At 70.5% G+C, this 3,332-nt stretch carries 2 protein-coding genes and 1 pseudogene; 2 read left to right on the top strand and 1 reads right to left on the bottom strand.

Annotated features, from left to right (window positions below):
* The coding region (locus tag GJ633_RS15215) for an amidohydrolase family protein (RefSeq protein ID WP_156589473.1) at nt 1-690 on the top strand (690 nt) is incomplete at its 5' end.
* A 32-nt stretch (nt 691-722) separates the two neighbouring features.
* Here the strand turns inward: GJ633_RS15215 and GJ633_RS15210 are convergent.
* Nucleotides 723-1,708: pseudogene (locus GJ633_RS15210) on the bottom strand (NOG1 family protein).
* A gap of 189 nt (nt 1,709-1,897) precedes the next feature.
* Between GJ633_RS15210 and GJ633_RS15205 the strand changes: the two are divergent.
* On the top strand, nt 1,898-3,332 hold a 1,435-nt coding region (locus tag GJ633_RS15205), incomplete at its 3' end, for a Na+/H+ antiporter NhaC family protein (RefSeq protein WP_321169118.1).

Below are 3,332 nucleotides of genomic sequence, written 5' to 3'. Positions count from 1 at the left end.
ACGCCTCGCCGGCGAGGCGTCGAGCCCGGCGAGCGCGCGATCGACCCCGTCGTGCTCGGCCGGGACGATCCCGACGTTCTCTCGGTCGCGGACGGGTACGGCGCCTCCGGCGCGCGCGACGCCGACTTCGACGCCGTGCGCGCGGAGACCCGCGAGGCCGGCAAGCTGTTCGGGATCCACGCCGGCGAGCGCGACGCCGACGACATCAACGCCGCGATGGACCTCGACCCCGACTTCCTCGTCCACATGGTCCACGCCGAGCCGATCCACCTCGACCGGCTCGAGGACCGCGGGACGCCCGTCGTCGTCTGTCCGCGGTCGAACCTCGTGACGAACGTGGGCGTGCCGCCGATCCGCGGGCTGGCCGACCGCACGACGGTCGCGCTCGGCACCGACAACGTCATGCTCGACTCGCCCTCGATGTTCCGCGAGATGGAGTTCGCCGCGAAGCTCTCGGACCTCCCCGCCCGCGAGGTGCTCCGGATGGCGACGGTCAACGGCGCCGAGATCGCCGGACTGAACCGCGGCGTGATCGAGACGGGGCGGGACGCCGACCTCCTCGTGTTGGACGGCAACTCCGACAACCTCGCCGGGGCGCGCGGCCTCGTCCGGGCGATCGTCAGACGCGCCGGCGCCGCCGACGTCTCCCGGCTCGTGCTCGACGGCGACGTGGTCGTCTCGAACGGCTGAACGAACCGCACGGATCCGGGTCCGTCCGACGCCTACTCCTCGCGGTCGCGCGTCGGCAGGTCGGGCTCGAAATCGACCGCCTCGACCGCCATCTCGAGGACCGCGTCGACGTTCTCGTCTTCGGTGACGCTCATCGTCGCGTCCACCGCCTCGGCCCGCACCGCGTCGAACCGATCGTGTTTGTTCGCCACCGTGAGCAGCGGCACGTCCTCGCCGAACAGCTCGTGCACCTCCGCGCGGAGTTCGAGCTGGACGTCGAGCGGGTACCCGCAGTCGCCGGAGGGGTCGAGCACGAAGACGACGACGTCGGCGAGGTGTTCCAGGGCGCTCACCGCCTGCCGCTCGATGTCGTTGCGCTCGTCGCCGGCCGGTCGAGCAGCCCCGGCGTGTCGACGATCTGGTACCGGACGTGGTTCCGTTCGAAGTGACCGATCTGCACTCCCTTCGTGGTGAACGGGTACTCGGCGATCTCGTTGGACGCCCGGGTGACGCGGTTGACGAACGCCGACTTGCCGACGTTCGGGTAGCCGGCGACCACGATGGCGGGTTCGTCGGGCCGGACGTCGGGCAGGATCTTCAGCTGGTCGCGGGAATCGCCGATGTACCGCAGGTCGTCGCTTATCTGGTCCATCACGTCCGCCATGCGCGCGAACGCCTGCTTGCGGTGCTTCCGGGCGCCGTCGACGTCGGCGTTGCGGATCTTCGTCGTGTACTCGTCGCGGAGGTCCTCGATCTGCCGGCTGGCCCACATCACCTGCGAGAGCGCCTGTCGGAGCCGGTCGACGTCGATGATGGCGTCGGCGAGCTCGTAGTAGAACGGGTCGACGTCGAACCCGAAGTCGGGCCAGGAGACGACGACGTTCTCTAAGTTGTCCGAGAGCACGTTACCGGCCGTCCGCAGCATCGACTCCTGCGCCTCGTGGCCGCGCTTGGCCCGCCCCGCGCGCGACGCCCGCGAGAACGCCTTGTCGACGAGTTCCTCCGACCGGGGGGTCGTCGGGAGGCCCTCAAATATCATGTTGTCCGGAGTTGACCGCCGACGCGTATAAGACCGTCCGTTCGGGGACCCCCACGACACCGCGACGCACGGGAGCGCGACGGTTCCGGCCGGAGACGGGCGACGCCGCCGGCGTCGGAGACGAACGATCGTTATATTTTTGATGCATATTTCGAGATATATTTATGCTTCAAAAGAATATATTCGGGCGTGACGCGATCGTTCACGCCAACGACGGTCGACGACCTCGATCCGGACCGCCGCCCGAGCCTCGCGGCGGCGCTGGTTCCGGTCCTCGCCGTTGTCGCGTTCCTCGGTATCGGATCGGCCGTGTTGGGGCTGGACCCGCACGCGCCGCTCCTGTGGAGCATCGCCTTCGTCGGCGGGTTCGGCCTGTGGCTCGGCTACGACTGGGAGGACCTCTACGACGGTATCGCCAACGGGCTCGTGATGGGGTTACAGGCGCTTCTCATCATCTTCACCATCTACGGGCTGATCGCGACGTGGGTGAGCGCCGGCACCATCCCCGGGCTCATGTACTACGGGCTCGAGACGCTCACCCCGACGACGTTCCTCCCGGCGGCCGCCGTCGTCGCCGCGGTCGTCGCGTTCGCCATCGGCTCCTCGTGGACCACGGTGGGCACGCTCGGCGTGGCCTTCGTCGGCATCGGCGCCGGCCTCGGCGTCCCCGCGCCGATGACGGTCGGGGCCGTCCTCTCGGGCGCGTACGCGGGAGACAAGCAGTCCCCGCTCTCGGACACGACGAACCTCGCCGCGGGGGTCACCAACACCGACCTGTACGCGCACATCCACCGGATGCGGGTCGGTACCGTCGCCGCGTTCGGGCTCGCGGTGCTCGGCTTCGCCGCGCTCGGGCTCCGCGCGAGCGGCGCGATCCCGGCGGGCCGGATCGCGGCGATCCAGGGCGCGCTCGTCGAGTCGTACGCGATCACGCTGGTCGCGTTCGTCCCGCTCGCCGTCACCTTCGGGCTGGCGCTGCGCGGGTACCCCGCGCTGCCGACGCTCGTCGCCGGCGTGTTCGCGGGCGTCCTCACGACGGTGTTCGCGCAGGGAACCGGGTTCGTCGATGCCTGGGACGCGTTCATGTACGGGACCGCGCCGGCGTCCGGCTCGGAGCTGGTGAACGAGCTGCTCGCCACCGGCGGGGTGACGGGCTCGGCGTGGACGATCACGGTCGTCGTCGCCGCGCTGTCGCTCGGCGGCATCTTAGAGCGGACCGGCGTGCTGGCGGTGCTCGCCCACGGGTTCACCTCGGCGGTCCGGGGCCCCGGGGCCCTCGTCGCCGGAACCGGCGTCTCGGCCATCGCGATCAACGCGCTCACCGCCCAGCAGTACATGAGCATCGTGCTCCCGAGCGTCACGCTCCGGAACACCTACGAGGAGTTCGGGCTCGACAGCGACCAGCTCTCCCGGGCGGTCGAGGCCGCCGGCACGCCCACCGGCGCGCTGTTCCCGTGGCACGCCGGCGCCGTCTACATGACGAGCGTCACCGGCGTGCCGACCCTGGAGTACGCGCCCTACTACCTGTTCGCGTTCCTCTCCCCGCTCGCGCTGCTCGTCGTCGCGGCGACCGGGTACTCGCTGGAGTCGTCGCCGACGGCGGCCGCCGGCGGGACGCCGGGGG

This window comes from Halorubrum sp. CBA1125, from assembly GCF_009742825.1.
GTDB lineage: Archaea > Halobacteriota > Halobacteria > Halobacteriales > Haloferacaceae > Halorubrum.
This window is presented reverse-complemented; position numbering and strand designations above follow the sequence as displayed.